General features: G+C 50.8%; 15 protein-coding genes. 12 read left to right on the forward strand and 3 right to left on the reverse strand.

Translation table 11 applies throughout. The annotated features are described in order from the left end of the window. Positions 1 to 40: 40 nt before the first annotated feature. Positions 41 to 1,117 (forward strand): GNAT family N-acetyltransferase, encoded by a 1,077-nt coding sequence (locus PHQ58_RS13710; RefSeq protein WP_300111821.1) that lies wholly within the window; start codon positions 41 to 43, stop codon positions 1,115 to 1,117. Positions 1,118 to 1,155: 38 nt separating this feature from the next. After that, positions 1,156 to 2,478: a UDP-glucose/GDP-mannose dehydrogenase family protein gene (locus PHQ58_RS13715; RefSeq protein ID WP_300111822.1), complete on the forward strand. Its 1,323-nt coding sequence runs from the start codon at positions 1,156 to 1,158 to the stop codon at positions 2,476 to 2,478. Between the two features lie 80 nt (positions 2,479 to 2,558). Here PHQ58_RS13715 and PHQ58_RS13720 read toward each other — a convergent pair whose 3' ends face one another. Continuing rightward, on the reverse strand, positions 2,559 to 2,885 hold the full coding sequence (locus PHQ58_RS13720) for a type II toxin-antitoxin system RelE/ParE family toxin (protein WP_300111824.1): 327 nt from the start codon (positions 2,883 to 2,885) through the stop codon (positions 2,559 to 2,561). After that, positions 2,882 to 3,148 carry a type II toxin-antitoxin system Phd/YefM family antitoxin gene (locus PHQ58_RS13725; RefSeq protein ID WP_300111826.1) on the reverse strand — a complete coding sequence of 89 codons (267 nt, stop codon included), beginning with the start codon at positions 3,146 to 3,148 and terminating at the stop codon, positions 2,882 to 2,884. The genes PHQ58_RS13720 and PHQ58_RS13725 overlap by 4 nt, the downstream gene beginning before the upstream one ends. 288 nt (positions 3,149 to 3,436) lie before the next feature. Between PHQ58_RS13725 and PHQ58_RS13730 the strand changes: the two genes are divergently transcribed. From PHQ58_RS13730 to PHQ58_RS13775, 10 genes are read left to right on the forward strand one after another with little or no spacing between them, the layout of a single operon-like run. After that, positions 3,437 to 6,178, forward strand: a complete 2,742-nt coding sequence (locus PHQ58_RS13730; protein ID WP_300111827.1) for an O-antigen ligase family protein — start codon at positions 3,437 to 3,439, stop codon at positions 6,176 to 6,178. A gap of 56 nt (positions 6,179 to 6,234) precedes the next feature. Next, positions 6,235 to 7,578, forward strand: a complete 1,344-nt coding sequence (locus PHQ58_RS13735) for a hypothetical protein (RefSeq protein ID WP_300111829.1) — start codon at positions 6,235 to 6,237, stop codon at positions 7,576 to 7,578. A 14-nt stretch (positions 7,579 to 7,592) separates the two neighbouring features. Continuing rightward, entirely contained in the window at positions 7,593 to 8,321 is a 729-nt protein-coding gene (locus PHQ58_RS13740) for a glycosyltransferase family A protein (RefSeq protein ID WP_300111830.1), read from the forward strand. Then, a complete protein-coding gene (locus tag PHQ58_RS13745; RefSeq protein ID WP_300111884.1) occupies positions 8,321 to 9,811 on the forward strand; it encodes an oligosaccharide flippase family protein in 1,491 nt (496 codons plus the stop codon). The genes PHQ58_RS13740 and PHQ58_RS13745 overlap by 1 nt, the downstream gene beginning before the upstream one ends. After that, positions 9,808 to 10,683 (forward strand): glycosyltransferase, encoded by an 876-nt coding sequence (locus tag PHQ58_RS13750; RefSeq protein WP_300111832.1) that lies wholly within the window; start codon positions 9,808 to 9,810, stop codon positions 10,681 to 10,683. Before PHQ58_RS13745 ends, PHQ58_RS13750 begins: the two co-directional genes overlap by 4 nt. Further along, positions 10,677 to 11,633, forward strand: coding sequence for a glycosyltransferase family 2 protein (locus PHQ58_RS13755; protein ID WP_300111833.1), 957 nt, complete (start codon positions 10,677 to 10,679; stop codon positions 11,631 to 11,633). The genes PHQ58_RS13750 and PHQ58_RS13755 overlap by 7 nt, the downstream gene beginning before the upstream one ends. After that, on the forward strand, positions 11,630 to 12,610 hold the full coding sequence (locus tag PHQ58_RS13760; RefSeq protein ID WP_300111835.1) for a glycosyltransferase family 2 protein: 981 nt from the start codon (positions 11,630 to 11,632) through the stop codon (positions 12,608 to 12,610). The genes PHQ58_RS13755 and PHQ58_RS13760 overlap by 4 nt, the downstream gene beginning before the upstream one ends. Positions 12,611 to 12,622: 12 nt before the next feature. Then, positions 12,623 to 13,588 carry a glycosyltransferase family A protein gene (locus tag PHQ58_RS13765; protein WP_300111837.1) on the forward strand — a complete coding sequence of 322 codons (966 nt, stop codon included), beginning with the start codon at positions 12,623 to 12,625 and terminating at the stop codon, positions 13,586 to 13,588. Between the two features lie 20 nt (positions 13,589 to 13,608). Next, positions 13,609 to 15,309: an ATP-grasp domain-containing protein gene (locus tag PHQ58_RS13770; RefSeq protein ID WP_300111839.1), complete on the forward strand. Its 1,701-nt coding sequence runs from the start codon at positions 13,609 to 13,611 to the stop codon at positions 15,307 to 15,309. Beyond that, positions 15,306 to 16,352: a polysaccharide deacetylase family protein gene (locus PHQ58_RS13775; protein ID WP_300111841.1), complete on the forward strand. Its 1,047-nt coding sequence runs from the start codon at positions 15,306 to 15,308 to the stop codon at positions 16,350 to 16,352. Before PHQ58_RS13770 ends, PHQ58_RS13775 begins: the two co-directional genes overlap by 4 nt. Here PHQ58_RS13775 and PHQ58_RS13780 read toward each other — a convergent pair. Further along, the gene (locus PHQ58_RS13780; RefSeq protein WP_300111843.1) at positions 16,314 to 17,600 is read right to left on the reverse strand and encodes a putative O-glycosylation ligase, exosortase A system-associated; all 1,287 of its coding nucleotides are present in this window, start codon (positions 17,598 to 17,600) and stop codon (positions 16,314 to 16,316) included. The genes PHQ58_RS13775 and PHQ58_RS13780 overlap by 39 nt on opposite strands. Between the last annotated feature and the right edge of the window lie 6 nt (positions 17,601 to 17,606).

The raw sequence follows: 17,606 nt of genomic DNA on the forward strand, positions 1-17,606 counted from the left end.
CCAAACCATCCGCTTTGGTGTCCCCAAAAAAATCACCTCCATGCTGACTGTGAGCATTTACCGGCACCCGGATGAAATCCCCGGCGACGTGCAGCAACTGTTTGCTGCGGGTGCCACACACAACATTGAGCACAGCACCGCCTGGTACGCCAACCTGATCGATTCGGTGTACCCGGGCGATGACGGCATCCACATTTATGTACTGAAAAATAATGGCATGCCGGTGGCCGCGCTGCCGCTGCGCGCAACCATGGCCACTTTGGGTCAACAGGTGCAATCGCTCAGCAACTACTACACCGCGCTGTATGCCCCGCTGATCACACCCGGGCTTGAGTCCAGCGACCTAGCTGTGTTATTGGCTGCCGTTCATGATGCCCATGCGCCACTTGCATCCGTGCGGCTGGCGCCCATGGACCCTGAGTCTGCCGGCTTTGGCCTGCTGATGAATGCCCTTAAAACGGTTGGTCTGGTGCCGTTCAAGTTTTTCTGCTTTGGCAACTGGTACCTACCCGTTAAGGAAGACTGGCCCGCCTACCTGCAAAACCGCAACGGCACAGTGCGCAGCACCCTCAAACGCATGGGTAAAAAGTTTGCTGCGGTAGGCGGCAAGCTGGAGCTGGTCCAAGGCGGTGACGAGCTAGAGCGAGGCGTGGCCGCCTACCTGCAGGTGTATGCATCCAGTTGGAAAACGCCCGAGCCATTTCCGCAATTTGTACCAAACCTGATCCGCACATGCGCCGCGCACGGCTGGCTGCGGCTGGGCATTGCATGGCTCAATGGTGAACCCGTTGCGGTGCAACTCTGGATTGTGGCAAACGGCAAAGCCAGCATCTACAAGCTGGCCCATGACGAAAAATTCAAGACTTACGCATCCGGCACCCTGCTCACTAGCATGTTGATGGCGCATGTGATGCAACACGACCAAGTCACTGAAGTGGACTACCTGATGGGCGACGATCCCTACAAACAGCTGTGGATGAACCAACGGCGTGAGCGCTGGGGCATCATCGCCTACAACCCCAAAACACTGCCTGGCCTGCTTGGCTTGGGAAAAGAGGTGCTGGGGAGACGGCTCAAGGGCGCCCTGTCCCTGAAGTCATGGATTGCGGGTTGGTGATAATCAAACCCTCTGTTTTGTTTCTATGGGAATCGTTCATGAAAATTACTGTCATTGGCACCGGTTATGTGGGTTTGGTGTCTGGCACTTGCCTGGCCGAAGTGGGCAACGATGTGTTGTGCCTGGATGTGGACCCAGCCAAGATCAAGATTCTGGAAGATGGCGGCATGCCCATATTTGAGCCCGGCCTGCAAGAAATGGTACGCCGCAACGTGGCCGCCGGCCGCCTGCACTTCACCACCGACGTGGCACGTGCTGCGCACTTTGGCACCATCATGTTCATCGCCGTGGGCACACCGCCCGGTGAAGACGGCTCAGCCGACATGCAATACGTGATCTCTGCGGCGCGCAGCATTGGCAAGCACATGACCGACTACAAAGTGGTGGTTGACAAAAGCACCGTGCCTGTGGGTACCGCAGATGCGGTGCGCGCCGCCATCCATGACGAGCTTGCCCAGCGCCAAATCAGCATTCCGTTCAGCGTGGTGAGCAACCCTGAATTTCTAAAGGAAGGCGCTGCCATTGACGACTTCATGAAGCCCGACCGCATTGTGGTGGGCTGCGACGACGAGCAAGCCGCCCTGAACATGCGCGCCCTGTATGCGCCTTTTCAGCGCAATCACGACCGCCTGATCGTGATGGACATTCGCAGCGCAGAGCTCACCAAATACGCTGCCAACGCCATGCTCGCCACACGCATCAGCTTCATGAACGAGCTGGCCAATCTGGCAGAAAAGCTGGGGGCAGACATTGAAAATGTGCGCAGAGGCATTGGCAGCGACCCCCGCATTGGCTACGACTTTTTGTACGCTGGCGCGGGCTATGGCGGCTCATGTTTCCCTAAAGACGTCAAGGCACTGATCAAAACCGCAGCGGTTGATGCTGGCATTGACCTGAAAGTACTGACCGCCGTAGAAGCGGCCAACGACGCCCAAAAACACGTCTTGGGCAGCAAAATCAAGGCGCATTTTGGTGACAACCTAGCCGGCAAACACTTTGCCCTGTGGGGCTTGTCATTCAAAGCCAACACCGACGACATGCGCGAAGCCACCAGCCGCGAGGTCATCAAAGACCTGATCACCGCCGGGGCTACTGTGACCGCTTACGACCCCGTGGCAATGGCTGAAGCCAAGCACTGCTTTCCCAATGAGCCAAAGCTCAGCTACGCAGAAAGCCAGACCGCTGCGCTGGACGATGCAGACGCACTGGTCATCGTGACCGAATGGAAAGAGTTCCGCAGCCCTGACTTCACCACCCTGAAAGCCAAGCTCAAAACCCCTCTGATTTTTGACGGCCGCAACCTCTACGACCCCAAGCTGGTACGTGAACTCGGTTTTAAATATATGGCCATTGGCCGCTAACGCGAAACAACAAGCTTGTCATGCCCTCATGAATGCATGGATTGCGGGTCAAGCCCGCAATGACATATGTGGGCCAACAGCTACGGCGCCAGCAGCCTTTTTTCCAAGTGTGTTTTGAAATCCCTTTTTGTGTGAATAAACATGTGGACGATTAATTGCTGGCTGTCGAATTCATAGACAACCCGCGTCTGCCTTACCAGAGTCTTCCTGAAGTTGTCGTAACCCAAACCTGCAAGCTGCTCGACGTGCGTGCCAAGCAGGGGATTGGCTGCGATGCGCTTGATGGTGTCTTTAAACTCTTGATTGACCTCAGCCCAAACCAAGTCGCCAAATTGCCTCTTCACATATTTCTTGATTTCTGAAAAGTCTGCCTTGGCACCATCGAGGACAACTGCAGCACGCGTCATGCCTCGGCGTCCATCTCATTGAAGAAATCGTCCGCTGACTGAAACCTACCCTCTTGCAAATCTTTCCTGCCGAGACTCAAAAGTTTGAGCAACGCCATCGTCTCCTGCAGCCTTTCATAGGAGCCAATGTCCATAACAACCATTTTGGCTTCACCATTTTGGGTGATGATGATTGCTTCTGGATTAACCAAAAATTCTTTAACAATATCCGCTGCGTTGGACTTGAGGTATGAAATTGGCTTGATCTGTGATGCTAGGGACATGGTTGCCTCACTAAAGGTTGTTGGCCAAATATAGCCTAAATTTAGCCACCGAGTCTTTGTGTGGCCAGGTTCTCATTGCGGACTTGATCTGCAATCCATGCATTCAGGGGGCATGGATGCCGGGTCCAGCCCGTGATGCTAAGCCCCACACGAAACGGCAATAGAGCCGCAAATTTTCAATTAGCAGACTCCTATCCAGATAGGGAACCGGCATTGACATACATTTCTGCCAGAATGAATGTAGCTACCTAAAAGGCTAGCTCAACACACACTTTTGGCTATCCATGTATGTCCACCAACACCGGTAACCTCAATAGCGTCATATCCAGAGCACCCGGTGGCCTCAACTGGTGGGTTTTCTTGTGGGCTGCTGTAATCTTTATTACTTATGGCTCACTTTTTCCATTCAATTTTCTATCTGATCCAAAGCCGTTAGCTGAGTTTTATGCCCAATGGCATATGTTGCGCAATGCAGCAGACGCGGTTGACAACTTCATGCTTTTCATCCCCTTGGGCATTGGCCTGGACGCGTGCTTTCGCACTCGAAGCGCCAAACTCGCCGCGGGATTTGTGGCATTGCTGTTGTTAGGCATCGGTATCCAGTTGCTACAGCTTTATCTGCCCAGCCGCACTTCCTCTGTTGCTGATGTACTGTGGAACACCATCGGCCTGAGCGTTGGCATGCTGGCCTTCAGTCGGATTCGTCTGGCTGCAGAGAGCCTTCTGCAGGTCAACATGGGCCGACATGACAACTATGCCATGCTCTTGGTTGCCATCTGGCTTTGCTATGAATCGTTTCCCTTTGTGCCAACGTTAGATGTTGGGCTGCTTCGCGACCATGTAAAAACGGTCATCTTTGCCCCACCTTTTGAAACCATGCGCTTGCTGCAGCACACTCTGGCGGCAGCACTTGCCGGTGTTGCCATCGTACGTGCAAACTGGCTGCGACCGGGTTGGCTCAATGTAGTCATCTTAGGTGGTCTGGCGGTTTTTCTTGAAATATTTGTAGCCTATGGCAGCCTGCGGCGCGAGACACTTTTGGGCATAGCCATCGGGCTGTTTCTTGGGCATTGGTTCGACAAAGATGCAAACAAAAGAACCGGGGTGGTCGTTGTGCTGATTGCCTTGACTGCCTTTTTGATCACTGTTTTAACACCCTACAGAGGCCAGCCAGCCGACTCAACTTTCACTTGGACCCCCTTCTCTTACCTTTTTTGGTGGGGCAATACCAAAGACATTTCTCCAACCGCATTTGAAGCCCTGGTCATCGGCTCGCTTTTTTGGGCTGGTACGTTTATGAAAAGCTCTGTCAGCCAGCCATCCCCCCTGTGGCTCGGCGGTGTGTTTTTTTTGCTTCTGATGCTAGAGCTTTTTCGTATTTACCTAATGGGATATCACGGCGACACAACACCCTTGTTTCTGGCTCTGGTGCTGGTGTCATTCATTGTGTCATTTGGCCGCCGAAGCCCCACGCGAACTCATGACACGACGAACTTGCTGAACCCATTCGCGCTCCCGCTTTTCGGCCAATCTGGGAAACCACAGTTGTCGCCGGGCAACTTACGTCAGAGCCCGCAATCAGGTGCGGTTGATATAAATCCCGCTCGCGACGCTTGCACTAGTCTCCTGCGCCCCCGTGCCGAGAAAGATCCATTTTCCCGTTGGATTTATTTTCTTTATATCATCGCGGTTTTTTGTTTTATTATCTACATAATTATTACAGGGAACGCCAAAGGCATAAGAATAGAATGGCTAACCTATTGGCTCATAGGGTTATCTCTTCTTTTTTTCACCATAGAACATCCCATCATTGGAGTTGTTACTTATATCATAATCGGATATGGCATATCGAGCAACGGGCCAGAATATGACATATCTCTATCTTTGAGATTGAGGGATGGCATTGCGCTTCTGGCATTTGCTGCATGGATCATTGAAAAACGCAAATCAGGTGAATCATTTAAACTATGGAAGTTGATTCCAATTACTGCTAGCAGCTACTTTTTATGGCTTATGTTAAGCATATCTATTGCGTGGATAAAAGGTACGCCATGGGGACCGATCTTGAGATTTGACCCAGTCACTTACATTCATGCAGCAATCATGTTTGTTCTGATTGCAGATCTACTTCGAAAGAAAAGCTATCACGTCGGGTTAGCACTACTAATTATCTGCACAGCACTCGGACGGGCAATTCTCCAAGGACTAGATGGTGTTTATCTTGAGAGCTACGTAGCAACACTGCTTGTCATGAGTTTACCCATTGCAGGTATTGGCATACTGATATTGAAGAAAATATATCTGCGCATTGGTTATGGCATTATTGCCGTTGCAATGCTATTCTTCTTGATAGCGACTCAAAATAGAAATGCAGCCGTTGCTTTATTAGCTTTAGTACTGGTCTTTATTCTGCAATTACGTTTAATGTGGATAAAGAAGATTTTTATCTTAAGTGTCACCGCTGGCATCATTGCACTGGCCATGCCAAATCAATACTATGACCGTTTTAGTTCACTGTGGGATCCCCATGTTAATCAATCTACTTCTGGGCTAGATCGTGCAACGGCAGAGGGGCGTTTGGCACTTTGGCGTTCCGCTTGGGAGATCGCCAAAGATTATCCTATTTTCGGTGCAGGCCCAGGTAATTTTGCCTACTTTTTGAAATTTTATTCTCCCGGTCAAAGCAGGTTAGGTGCACATAATAGCTATCTGCAAGCGCTTGCGGAAACTGGTTTTATCGGATTATTTTTATATCTCGCCTTATTTTTATCTGCTTATCTTCTTTTAATTCGGATTCGTCAAAACCGGAATGCAACCTGGCAAGCCGATATCGCAAGCATGCTCCAGTTAAGTTTAGTAGCCTATTTAGCACTCGGTCTGTTCAATAACCGAAACGACCTAGTGCTCGCTTACATCATTGCCGGATGGGCTGTGGCGCTCAAATTCAGCCTACCGGCACCGGCTACCGGCTCAACCTCGCGAGAATCTGCCTCAGCGCCCAAGGCGCAACCAATTGCCCACCTCACGTGACGTAAACTAAACAAGCGACACATTCACGCCAAAACACCCTCCAAACCTGCAAACCCATGAACACGTTGCTCCACAAGGCCATGATCTGCGCCGCAGTGCCCAAGCGCATTGGGCTCTATGCATTGATGAAACAGCGCACTAGCTGGACACCTGAGCAAATTCAGCATTACCAAGAAAAACAGCTGCAAAAAATCATCCCCTATTGCTGGCAGCATGTGCCGTTTTACCGCAGCCACTGGCAGGGCTCCATCGACGACCCCCGAGCAATAAGAACCGTCGCAGATCTTCAGCAACTGCCGCTTTTAACCAAAGACCATGTGCGCGACAACCTGGACGCGCTCACCACCACCGACCCCAGCGTCAAAAGCACCCCGGCGCGCACCGGTGGCAGCACCGGCCGCCCCATCATCTTTCGCATGACCGACATAGACGAACAGCTTGCTTGGGCGCACATGTATGTAGGCTGGTCATGGGCTGGCTACAGCATTGGCGACCCGTTTTTGGTGGTGGGCGGCGAATCGGTGGGCGTGGGGCTGGGCGACAAGCGCACCTTCCGAGACAAAGTCATCAACCGCTGGGTCAACAGCGGCTCCAACATGACACTTGAGCGCGCCAAGGCACTGGTTGCCTCCCCGTACTTCAACACAATCCGCCTTATTTACGGTTACCCCAACTCCATCCGTGAGTTGTGCGAATACCTCGCCCAGCTCAATGCCAAGCCTGCTGCACTGAAAGGCGTGGTCTGCACGGCAGAGGTCATGCGCCCTGAAGTGCGCGAACGCATCCAGCAGGTGCTGGGCGTCAAGGTGCTTGACCAATACGGCCTCAATGACGGTGGCCTGCATGCCTGCGAAGGCCCGGAGCAAGACGGCCTGCACCTCAGTTTTCATCGTGGCATTCTGGAAGTGCTGGACGAGCAAAACCAGCAAATTCATGCGCTAGCCCAAACCGGCCGAGCCGTGGCTACACTGTTTTCAAACTTGGCCATGCCGTTTATTCGCTATGAGACCGGTGACCGCGTGCATTGGCACAGCCGTGCGCCATCAGCGTCGGACGTTTGCTGGCCGCGCATTGGGCCAGTAGATGGCCGTGCAGGTGATGTGCTGCATTTTCCCAGTGGTCGCAAGGTGCCCATGCCGGGCCTCACGCTGGTTATGCGCTGGATCGACGGACTTGACAGCTACCAGTTCATTCAGACCGATGCCGACAAGGTCACCGTGCGGTTGGCTCGCGGCCCCAATTTCTCTTGGGATGAAGCGCGCGTGCTGCAATATCTGCGTGACAAGATTGGTGATGAGGTCGAATGGAACATTGTTTGGGCCGCGCCAGAACTAACCCAGAACGGTAAACTGCTGATCATTCGGAACGACTGGCTCAAATCGACATCCGCAATTGCGTGACCGGCACTTGCACCATGCTCAGCCTGATCATCCCCGCTTACAACCATGGCCCACTTTTGGCCCAAACTCTGCCCGGTACGCTGGACCAATCCATCCGGTTTATCGAAATCATCGTGATAGACGACGGCTCAATCGACAACACTGCTGAGGTTGTACAACAATTTGCTGGACATGTGCGTTATATCCAGACAGCAAACCAGGGTGTTCAAAAGGCGCGCAACGCAGGTGTAGCGCAAGCGTCTTCAGAACGTGTGGCCTTTTGCGACTCCGATGATTTGCTAGAGCCCGATTATGTTGAAGTAGTTGGCAACTGGCTGGCCAGCCACCCCAAGGTAGATTTGACGTATGTAAACTTCTCAACCTTTGATGCCCGACCGTTCTACCCAGACAAATTTTTTGCAACACCCGAAGGATATTTTGATGGCGTTCGGGTGGAGCAAGGTTTTTATGTGGACGACCCTGACCTGTACATCAAGTCTATCCGCTACCCCTGCATGTGGGTTACAGACATGACAGTACGCAAGTCGTTTTATGAACCTTTTGGCGGGTTTGACCCCGCCTTTCAACGCATTATTACTAATGACTGGGAATTCAACTTACGGGCCATTTCAAAAGGGCGTGCCGCGTTGTGCCGTCGTGTGCTTGCCCGCGTGCGCTATCACACACGCAGCCAGTCAGATCACGCCGTTCGAACACATCTGGGTGCTGCCAAGCTGTTACAGCATGCACTAGAGTGCAATTGATGCCAGTTGTCCCCCCATCTGCGGAGGTCGATCACAAGGCTAATCTCATGACCGGCGCTCTTTGGGCAGTCGGCATGCGTTGGTCAGTCAAAGCCATTGGCTTGGTTAGCACTGCAATCCTTGCCCGGTTTTTAAAGCCGCAGGACTATGGTGTTGTGTCTATGGCTTTTTTGGTGGTAGGTTTGGTGGAAACCTTTTTGAACACCGGCGCCGCTTCGGCGCTAGTGCGTTTAGGTAGCAACCCTTCAATGGCACAAATTAATTCGGCTTGGTCATTGCGTGGCATTCAAGGATGTCTGATGGCCTTGGTGCTGTTGGCGGTGTCACCACTTGCAGCGATTTATTTCAACGAGCCACGCGTGATGCCTGTGCTTTGGGTGGTCAGCATGTGCCTGGCCTTTATGGGCTTTTCAAACATAGGCATGACTCTGGCCTATCGAGATTTGAAATTTGCCGTTGAATTCAAACAGGCACTTTATACAAAGCTAGCGTCAGTTGGCATCACATTACTTGCAGCTTGGTATTTTGTGGACTACAGGGCGCTGGTTAGCGGTATCGTCGCTGGATTTGTTGTTGAATGGTTTTTGTCTTACCGCCTCCATCCTTACCGCCCTCGTTGGTGTACCGAATGCATCGGTGAAATCTGGAAAATTTCAAAGTGGCTACTTGTCACTGGTATTGGCAGCTTTTTCTTGCATCGAACAGACCAGCTCATTGCTGGTCGTATAGGCAGCACACAGCAGTACGGTTTGTATACCGTGGGTGCAGATATAGGTGGGCTACCAGCGGGCGAGTTAGGCCCCTCGCTCACGCGCCCCCTGTTTCCTATTCTTTCAGCCATGCAGCATGACTGGGCGCGCGCCAAGTCTGCCACCTTAAAAACGCTGGGCAGTGTGAACAGCATCACCATGCCGCTAGGATTTGGGCTGGCTGCAGTCAGCACACAAGCCACTTTGCTGTTATTGGGCAACCAGTGGCTGGAGGCTGCACCATTTGTAGCGGGATTTGCCATCATCGGAGTTGTGCAGTACCTCACCAGTCCGATCAATACCCTGCTCAACGTGGCTGGTCATGTGCGGGTGCAAAGTCGTATTGTCTGGACCGAGTTTCTGGCGTTTGTTTTGCTGGCTCTGGTGTTGACACCCGCCTACCATTTGCATGGGCTGATGCTGGCGCGCATAGGAAGCGGCTTGCTGCAAGCTGCGTTAATGATGTTGGCTGCACGTCAATTCATGCAGCTCTCTTTGACGATAACGCTAGCCACTTTAGTGCGCCCATTGAGTGGCGCCATGTTAATGTATGGTGCACTAACAACATGGGGCAACAGCTTTAGTCAGCCCTTCATTAACTTGTTATGTAATGTGGTCTTGGGTGCCGTGCTCTATACAAGTTGGTTGATGTTGACTTGGCGGCTTGCGGGGCGGCCCGAAGGCTTGGAAAGCACTGCCGTTGGTTTTATCAAAAGCAGATTAAGCAGGATGCGTGGATGAATATTTACGGATTTATGATCGTCAAGGATGAGGCTGACATATTGGCTCAAACCATTCTGTCACTTATCAAGTTTGGTAGCTTTAAAAAGATATTCATCTATGACAATGGCTCTAAAGATGCCACCCTGCAAACTGCACAGCAATTCTCCAGCAATCAAGTGGTTGTAAGTCAGCTTTTGGAGCAATTTACTGACAATCTAAAGTACGAAAATGTCTATCGGCAAGTAGGCCTGTTACAAGATGGCGACTGGTTTGCGATTCTGGACGCAGATGAAATCTACCAAGAACCCCTGTTGCCAGTGGTTCTAAATGCTGAATTGGAGCAAGCCAATTTTATCGAAACTCGCTCAGCACAGTTTTACTTTACCGATGACAATAAAAACCACGAATTTAAACCTGATATAGCTGCAGCAGAGCAAAGACCGCATTATTTGATTAACTATGGTGAGCCTCGCATATTTAAATACAACTCTAAAACAAAATTAACAGCAGACCAAATCAAGAAAAAAGCACATCCATTGGTTGTCAGTAGCAAATTATTTCTCATTCATCATTTTCAATTCAGATCAGCTTCCCAAACTCAACGTCGCTTGGACATTAGATTAGCCAACAATGTGCATTCCAAAAATTGGGGCCACATCAATTCTGCCAATTGGCAAGACTATATGGTCTGCGCTAGATATTTGCATCGTTACGATGGTAACCTAAGAGAGGGATTACCGGCTGGGGCCAATTTGTACAAAATTAAAAACAATGCTGCTTACACTATGGCTAATTTATTATGGCTACGCAAGCATGGGTATCTAACTCCTGATCAGATGGAGTTTTTTGATGCTTCACGCTTGCAACGTTTGATTAGAAAACTATGGTAACCAATCAGTTGCAGCCCTCTGTATGCATCAGTATTTTGAATTGGAATAATGCTGATGAAACCTTGCATTGTCTTGAATCCCTAAAAAAAATCAATCAATCGAATGTTAGAATTATTGTCCTTGACAATGGCTCGACTGATGATTCGATCCAGAAATTACAGGTTCAAAGTGGTTTTGAGTTAATTACAAGTGCCACTAATCTTGGTTTTGCAGGTGGTCACAATAAAATTATTCAATATGCTCTTGATCATGATTTCAAGTATGTTTGGCTTTTAAATAACGACGCGCTCGTTGCAGAAAAATGCCTTGAACATTTGACAGACCATGCTGAACAACACACAGAGGGTGCATTGTTTAGCCCAGTCATTAAAAATCTCTCTCCACCGCACAAATTACAGCACGTTATCAGCCTACTAAATGCTACGCAGACAGGTGTCGAAGAATATCTCGACATTGATATAGCCAGAGAACTTCAGCAAGAGCAGCCAGATAAAATTATCTTGTGGGGAACTGCGTTGTTTTTAAGATGTTCCGCTGTCAAACATATTGGCTTGCTGGATGAAAAGCTATTCGCCTACTCTGAAGATACTGACTATTCCATGCGGTCTATCAAAAATGGTTACCGCAACCAAATTGTTTTTAATGCTGAGATACTTCACCATCAACCTGTCGGCCCTAGAAAACCACATTATTATTACTACACCCAAAGAAACGGTTTTTTGACCTGGAAAAAATATGTCAGCTTTAAAGATTTAATGCGCCTAGCCCGCTGGAATCTGCAACTGGCTCGCAAGTTAAAGGCAGATATCCCAGGGCAAATTGATGCTATCTCGGCATTGAAACTTGGCATTTGGCACGGCTGGACAAACCGTGGCGGTCCATACAACTCGCAAGAAAAACTAGGGGTTTTCCCCACCCTTCTCGTTAATTCCTTTCTGGCCATATCATGACACGCGTTTTGATCAGCATTCTCAACTGGAATTCTTCAGACAAAACTTCTGAATGCATCCAGTCTTTGATGCATCTGCAAGTCGACGAGCAACTCAGCGTCGATATTCGGGTGCGTGACAATGGCTCTGCCCTGGATCAACTAGCTAAATTAAAAGTCCTAGAGCAGTCTTACCCGTCAGTATCTTTTGACTTTAGCACTCAGAATACAGGTTTTACGGGAGGCCAAAATCATAATATTCAGTATGCGCTTGACCAAGCCTATGATTATATTTGGTTACTGAATAATGACACGGTGGTTTACCCGGATGCATTGGGTTTGCTGGTGCAAGAGATGGAATCTGATCCTAAGTGTGGTGCGAGTTCACCCATTATTCTTCGGTTGGGACAGCCTGAGATTGTAGATTTTTGTGGCGCTTGTCATGAGTGGTCTAATATTGACACGTTAAGGCCCAATTCTTTGGCTGAGGCACCAAAGTTTCTTGAAACACATGCCAAGACAGTATGGGCAGTAGGCACTGCGTTACTGCTGTCTTGTGCTGCTGTGCGAGAAATTGGCATGCTCAACAGCGACTACTTTGCCTACTACGAAGACGATGACTTTGGGGCCAGACTAGTGACCAACGGTTGGCACACCCGCATTGTTTTGGAAGCCAAGGTAGAGCACGCATGTTTTGAAGGCGACATGTTCCAGCGTCAACCCTATTTTTTTTACCTCCTGACCCGTAACGCCGTTTTTTTTGCTTTGACACATGTGCCGGCGGCTTACCGCAGGTTTTTGCGCGTGAGATATGTCACCCGTTCGTTTCATTTGGCCGAAAAACTCTATGGCCTGGGGCATGCTGCCAAAGCACAGGCATGCTTGCTAGGTCTGAGTGATGGGCTGTTTGGTCGCGGTGGCCCGCCAAAGCTTGGCCGGACGCTACCCTTTTGGGTAGCAGTTTTGCGGCCACTGTTGCGCTGGTGGAACACGCGATAGCGCAGGCAGGCCATGCTGATATCCATCATTGTCCCCACTCGAAACCGTGTGCCACTGCTGGCGCGGGCTCTGCAAGCCATCAAATCCCAGGGTCATGAAAGTTATGAGGTACTAGTGGTGGACGATGGTTCAGACACTGCCACGCGCAGCGTTTACCCCGCCCTGATGGAAAGCCTGGGCAGCGCTTTCAGCTTGATGCTTGTAGGCACAGACGGCCAGCGCGGCCAGGGGCCCTCTGCCAGTCGCAACCTGGGTATTCGCTCGGCTCGGGGTGAGGTCATCGCTTTTTGTGATGATGATGACCTGTGGCTAGACCCCTGCCACCTGAGCGCAGTGGCTACGTTATTCAAAGACCACACTGCAGTAGAGCTATGCATCGGCAACCAGCGGGCTGTGCATGTAGACGGTGCTGTACGTGACCTTTGGCTGCCCACTTTGGGCACACGCGCTGTCGGCCGCCCCATGCTAACCGACCGCTTTGGCTCGATTACCGTCGCTGACTTGATCCAAAGCGGCGGCTTTGGCCACCTGAATATGATTTGTGTGCGGCGCAGCGTGGTGCAGGCTGTGGGTGGCTTTTGGGAGGCGGTCAACTACGAAGAAGACCGCGACTTTTTTTGGCGTTGTGTTGATGCCAGCACCGCACTGTCCTACACCCCTGCCACCGTGGCCCAGCACCATGTGCCCGACCCCACCCGGCGTGTCAACGTGTCATCGGCCCTTCAACAGCAAGAGCGCTGGCTGGTGGCAGCCATGGTCAGCCAGCACATTGCAGCTAGCGTCAAGTCGCCAGCCATTGCGCAGCTTTGTCTTGCCCACGAGGGCGACCTGCTTCGGCGGCTGGCGCTGCATTGCGCTGACCACGGCCAAGCCCGCGCCAGCCTGGGTTTTGCCTGCCAGGCTCTGGGTGCCAGGTTCTCGTTCAAATGGGCCGCCTACTGCGCCTTGGCCTGGCTCAAGTCACTCAGGCCTTCATAATTGTCCGCTAGACTCAGGACATGGTTTCACCCCCAAAAGTTCTCGTCATTGGTGACGATACCCGCAGTTTTTTGACGTGCGTCCGTTCCTTGGGGCGGCGCGGTGTAGAGGTGCATGTGGCCCCCTATACGCTAGATGCCCCCGCCTTGCAGTCGCGCTACATCCGCAAGGTGCATTTGTTGCCCTACTACCTGGACGGCGGTGCAAAGTGGCTGCACGCTATGCAAACTCTGCTGGCGGCAGAGCAATTTGATATGGTGTTGCCCTGCGAAGAGCGGGGCCTGCTGCCCCTGTTTGCACACCAGGCCGAGCTGCCTGGCAGCACCGTATTGGCCATACCAGATGCAGTGGCGTTGGATGCTTTTTTTGACAAACTCAACACCCGCCAGCTTGCGCAACGTTGCAGCGTGCCCATACCCGATGGCTATGTGTGGCGGGCAGACAGCAGCGTGGCGCAGTTGCAGGCACAGCTTGGCTTGCCCGTCGCGGCCAAGCACCGCCAGTCTTACAGACTGCAGCAGCTGTATGTGCGCACGCAGGTGCGCATTCTGCAAGACGCTGCGGAAGTTAACCAGTGGCTCCAAAGCCAACAGCCAGCGCCAGACAGCGTATTTTTTGAAAAAATTGTCGAAGGTGTTGGCTTGGGTGTGTCTGTGCTGTGCCATCAGGGAAAGGTACTGCAAGCGTTTGAGCACCATCGCGCCAATGAACTGGCCGGCAGCAGCTACTACCGCAAAAGCATGCCGCTTAATGCTGAGCGCCTTAATGCCGTAGCGCGCATGGTGGCGGCTGTCAGCTACACCGGCCTGGCCATGTTTGAGTTCAAGCTCAACACCCACACCGGCCAATGGGTGCTGCTTGAAGTCAACGCCCGGCCCTGGGGCTCTTTGCCCCTGCCCGTAGCCTGGGGCGTGGATTTTCCGTATAGGCTTTTCCAGTTGCTGTGTGCCAGGCAAGAAACTCCCGCCGTGGCCTACCCCAGCGGCAGATACAACCGCAACCTGATTGCAGATATTTGGCAAATGCGCACACTGGTGGCGCAACTAAAAAGGCAACCAATCACGCTAGGTGTCGCTTTGTTGCGTTGGCTAGCGGGCTTTGGTCGGCTAATCTTGCTGCGGGAGAAACACGATGTGTGGGTAGCAGACGACCCTGCCCCGGCCTGGACCGAGATGCGCCAATTTTTGGCGCAGCGGCTGCCCAAAAGACTTTTGCCAACTGCGGTTTTGCCCAAAACCAGCGCGGCCATTGCAAAAGCCACCAGCAGCAAGCCACGGCATGTGCTTTTTGTATGTCAAGGCAATATATGCCGCAGCCCTTATGCAGAGCGCATAGCGCGCTCTATATTTAGTAGCAAAAATTTACCCATTGCAGTTGACTCTGCAGGCATGCTGCCGCGCAACCGACGGCCAGCGCCAGCCAACGCCATTGCAGCGGCCAAGTTAAGCCATGTGGACTTAAGTGACCACCTGTCCAAATGCACAGATACTGAGCTGGTTTCAAAGGCTGACTTGATTTTTATATTTGATGACATTAACTTTCAATCCTTCAAACAACGGCATCCGGATCAAGTGAGTAAACTGATCTTGCTGTCCGCTTTTGACGATGAAAAAGAAGCGGGTTACGTTGCAGACCCCGATGGCAAAGATATCGGCGAGTTTCAAATAACCTACGCACTGATTGACCGGTGCCTCAAGAATTTTGCTAAGAGATTGAAGTGATGTTTAACCTGCAAGAGCATCAGCCCGTGGTGTTACCTGCGGGTGCACCACCGGTTTTAACTGTGGTGGTAGACACTGAAGAGGAATTTGACTGGAGCCAGCCGTTTAGCAGAAGCAATACCAGCACCACATCTATCGCCGCCCAGCCACTGGCGCATCAACGGGTTTTTGACAAACATAGCGTGGTGCCTACCTATGTAATTGACTGGCCGGTGGTCACCAACCCGGCTGCAGTCAAAGTGCTGCTCGGTTTAATGGATGAGGGCCGGTGCGAGATTGGCACCCACCTGCACCCGTGGGTATCACCGCCCCATCAGGAAGAAGTGAACACCTTTAATTCATATGCGGGAAATTTGCCCCAAGCGCTGGAATACCAAAAGATTGAAATGCTCACCGATGCCATTGAGGCAGCCTTTGGCAAACGACCCCTTGTTTTTAAAGCCGGCCGCTATGGCGTTGGCCCCCACACCGCCGACACCATTGCCAGGCTGGGGTATCTGATAGATGCCAGCGTGGTGCCCTACACCGACATGCGCGGTGATGGCGGCCCTAACTTTGCCAGGCATGGAGTCAACCCGTTTTGGTTTAAAGCTGCTGGCAAAACCCTGCTTGAGCTGCCAGCTACAGCAGGCTACGCTGGCAAGCTGCACCACATGGGCCATAAGCTCTACCCACTATTGCAAAACAGCAATGCGCGTCGACTCCGGCTACCTGGCATAGCATCACGCATTGGCATGCTGGAGCGGATTAAATTGACCCCTGAAGGCTACACGAGTCAGGAGCTCATGCACCTGACGCAATGCCTTTTGAAGCAGGGTTGTCAATATTTTGGGCTGACCTACCACAGCCCATCACTGGTGCCCGGCAACACCAGCTATGTTAGATCGCAGCAGGAGTTAAGCAGCTTTATTAATGTGCTAGACCAATATGTATCATTTTTCTTGAACCAAATGGGTGGCAAAACCTTGTCGCCAACCAATTACCTTGCATTGGCGCAAGCTACCTTAATCCAACTGCCCTTTAATATGTTTGTCGACAAGTAAGTTAAGTACGGAAAGCAGGCAAATTAAAATATATACAATTTCATAATAAGTCAAACTAACCCCTGCACCACCTACCATATAGGCAAGCAAAGACAAAAACATGGCGTCTGCCATATCAATAGCCCAAACCAAATCTTGGCGCTTGCTATTTTTTATCTTTCTCCGGATTGCCTTTCGATTAGAATTCGCAGTTGCCAGCAAAGATAATAATAAAAATAAACCCACCACACCCATGTCACCCAGCACCTGAAAGTAAATGCTATGCGCTGCCTTGGGGCTATATAAATTCATATCAATATTGAAAATACTTGTCGTCGCCTTATAAGTGTCCCAAATCCAGTAGTTTTGAATGGCTGAAAATCCACCCCCAAAAATCGGGTTATCGAGCCCTATCGCCAAGCTAACCCGCCACGCCGCCACCCGATTCATAAATGAATTATCTTCATTGGCAGTTTCAATGGACGAGATGCGGTCAAACCAACTGTCTGGTGCCACAGCCAACACCAGGACCACACCCACAAGAATGGCCAAAAAAGCAACGCCCTTGCGGCGACTCATAAAAAAATACCACACCCCTAATACAGCCAATGCCAAAAAACCACCGCGTGAATTGGTAGCAATCACAGTCAAAATGGTTAATAAAAAGGCAATTAATGATAATTTTTTGGCATATTTGTTACTTAAGGTAGTAGAAAAATACAAAATGATTGGCAACACCATGACCATGGCAACAGCAAACAAATTATTATCAGTGAGTGATGAGTCTGGTATGCCACTCATTTGATGGGAACCACCAGAAACAATAAACTTAAGCCCTTCTACCACACCGTGCAAACCCAAACCAAGCGCAATCATTGCTAATACAGCATGAATGCCCATCCTATCTTTAACAAAAAATGGCACGGCGAGCACAAAAGCAAACCCTTTCATGATTTTTTCATATGTATCCATCACCATTGGGTTTGGTGACAATGAAAATGCCGCACTGAGATTGGCGTGTATCAAAAATGCAACTAACAACCAATAAGTACCCGCAAGCTCTGGCTTTTTTACTTTTTCTTTGCCTCGACCCCAAAAAAGTAAACCTAGTGCTATAGCAGCAAATATTAAATTAAACCGCACACCCTGCATAAAACCAAACAAATAGTGCGTTGGTGTTAATACCGTTGTATAGCCCCAAAATAAAAAGGCCACAAACCCATTCATAATGGCCATTGGCACCATGACGAGCATGGCCAAAAACATCACCATGTC

The organism is Rhodoferax sp. (genome assembly GCF_028688795.1).
In the GTDB taxonomy this organism is placed as follows: Bacteria; Pseudomonadota; Gammaproteobacteria; order Burkholderiales; family Burkholderiaceae_C; genus Rhodoferax.

Bases quoted from the DNA above. Each gene is read 5' to 3' on its own strand.
- PHQ58_RS13765 (WP_300111837.1), top strand. From the start codon at position 12,623: ATGCTGATATCCATCATTGTCCCCACTCGAAACCGTGTGCCACTGCTG.
- PHQ58_RS13760 (WP_300111835.1), top strand. From the start codon at position 11,630: ATGACACGCGTTTTGATCAGCATTCTCAACTGGAATTCTTCAGACAAA.
- PHQ58_RS13725 (WP_300111826.1), bottom strand. From the start codon at position 3,148: ATGTCCCTAGCATCACAGATCAAGCCAATTTCATACCTCAAGTCCAAC.
- PHQ58_RS13750 (WP_300111832.1), top strand. From the start codon at position 9,808: ATGAATATTTACGGATTTATGATCGTCAAGGATGAGGCTGACATATTG.
- PHQ58_RS13715 (WP_300111822.1), top strand. From the start codon at position 1,156: ATGAAAATTACTGTCATTGGCACCGGTTATGTGGGTTTGGTGTCTGGC.
- PHQ58_RS13770 (WP_300111839.1), top strand. From the start codon at position 13,609: ATGGTTTCACCCCCAAAAGTTCTCGTCATTGGTGACGATACCCGCAGT.
- PHQ58_RS13740 (WP_300111830.1), top strand. From the start codon at position 7,593: ATGCTCAGCCTGATCATCCCCGCTTACAACCATGGCCCACTTTTGGCC.
- PHQ58_RS13720 (WP_300111824.1), bottom strand. From the start codon at position 2,885: ATGACGCGTGCTGCAGTTGTCCTCGATGGTGCCAAGGCAGACTTTTCA.
- PHQ58_RS13755 (WP_300111833.1), top strand. From the start codon at position 10,677: ATGGTAACCAATCAGTTGCAGCCCTCTGTATGCATCAGTATTTTGAAT.
- PHQ58_RS13745 (WP_300111884.1), top strand. From the start codon at position 8,321: ATGCCAGTTGTCCCCCCATCTGCGGAGGTCGATCACAAGGCTAATCTC.
- PHQ58_RS13710 (WP_300111821.1), top strand. From the start codon at position 41: ATGCTGACTGTGAGCATTTACCGGCACCCGGATGAAATCCCCGGCGAC.
- PHQ58_RS13735 (WP_300111829.1), top strand. From the start codon at position 6,235: ATGAACACGTTGCTCCACAAGGCCATGATCTGCGCCGCAGTGCCCAAG.
- PHQ58_RS13730 (WP_300111827.1), top strand. From the start codon at position 3,437: ATGTCCACCAACACCGGTAACCTCAATAGCGTCATATCCAGAGCACCC.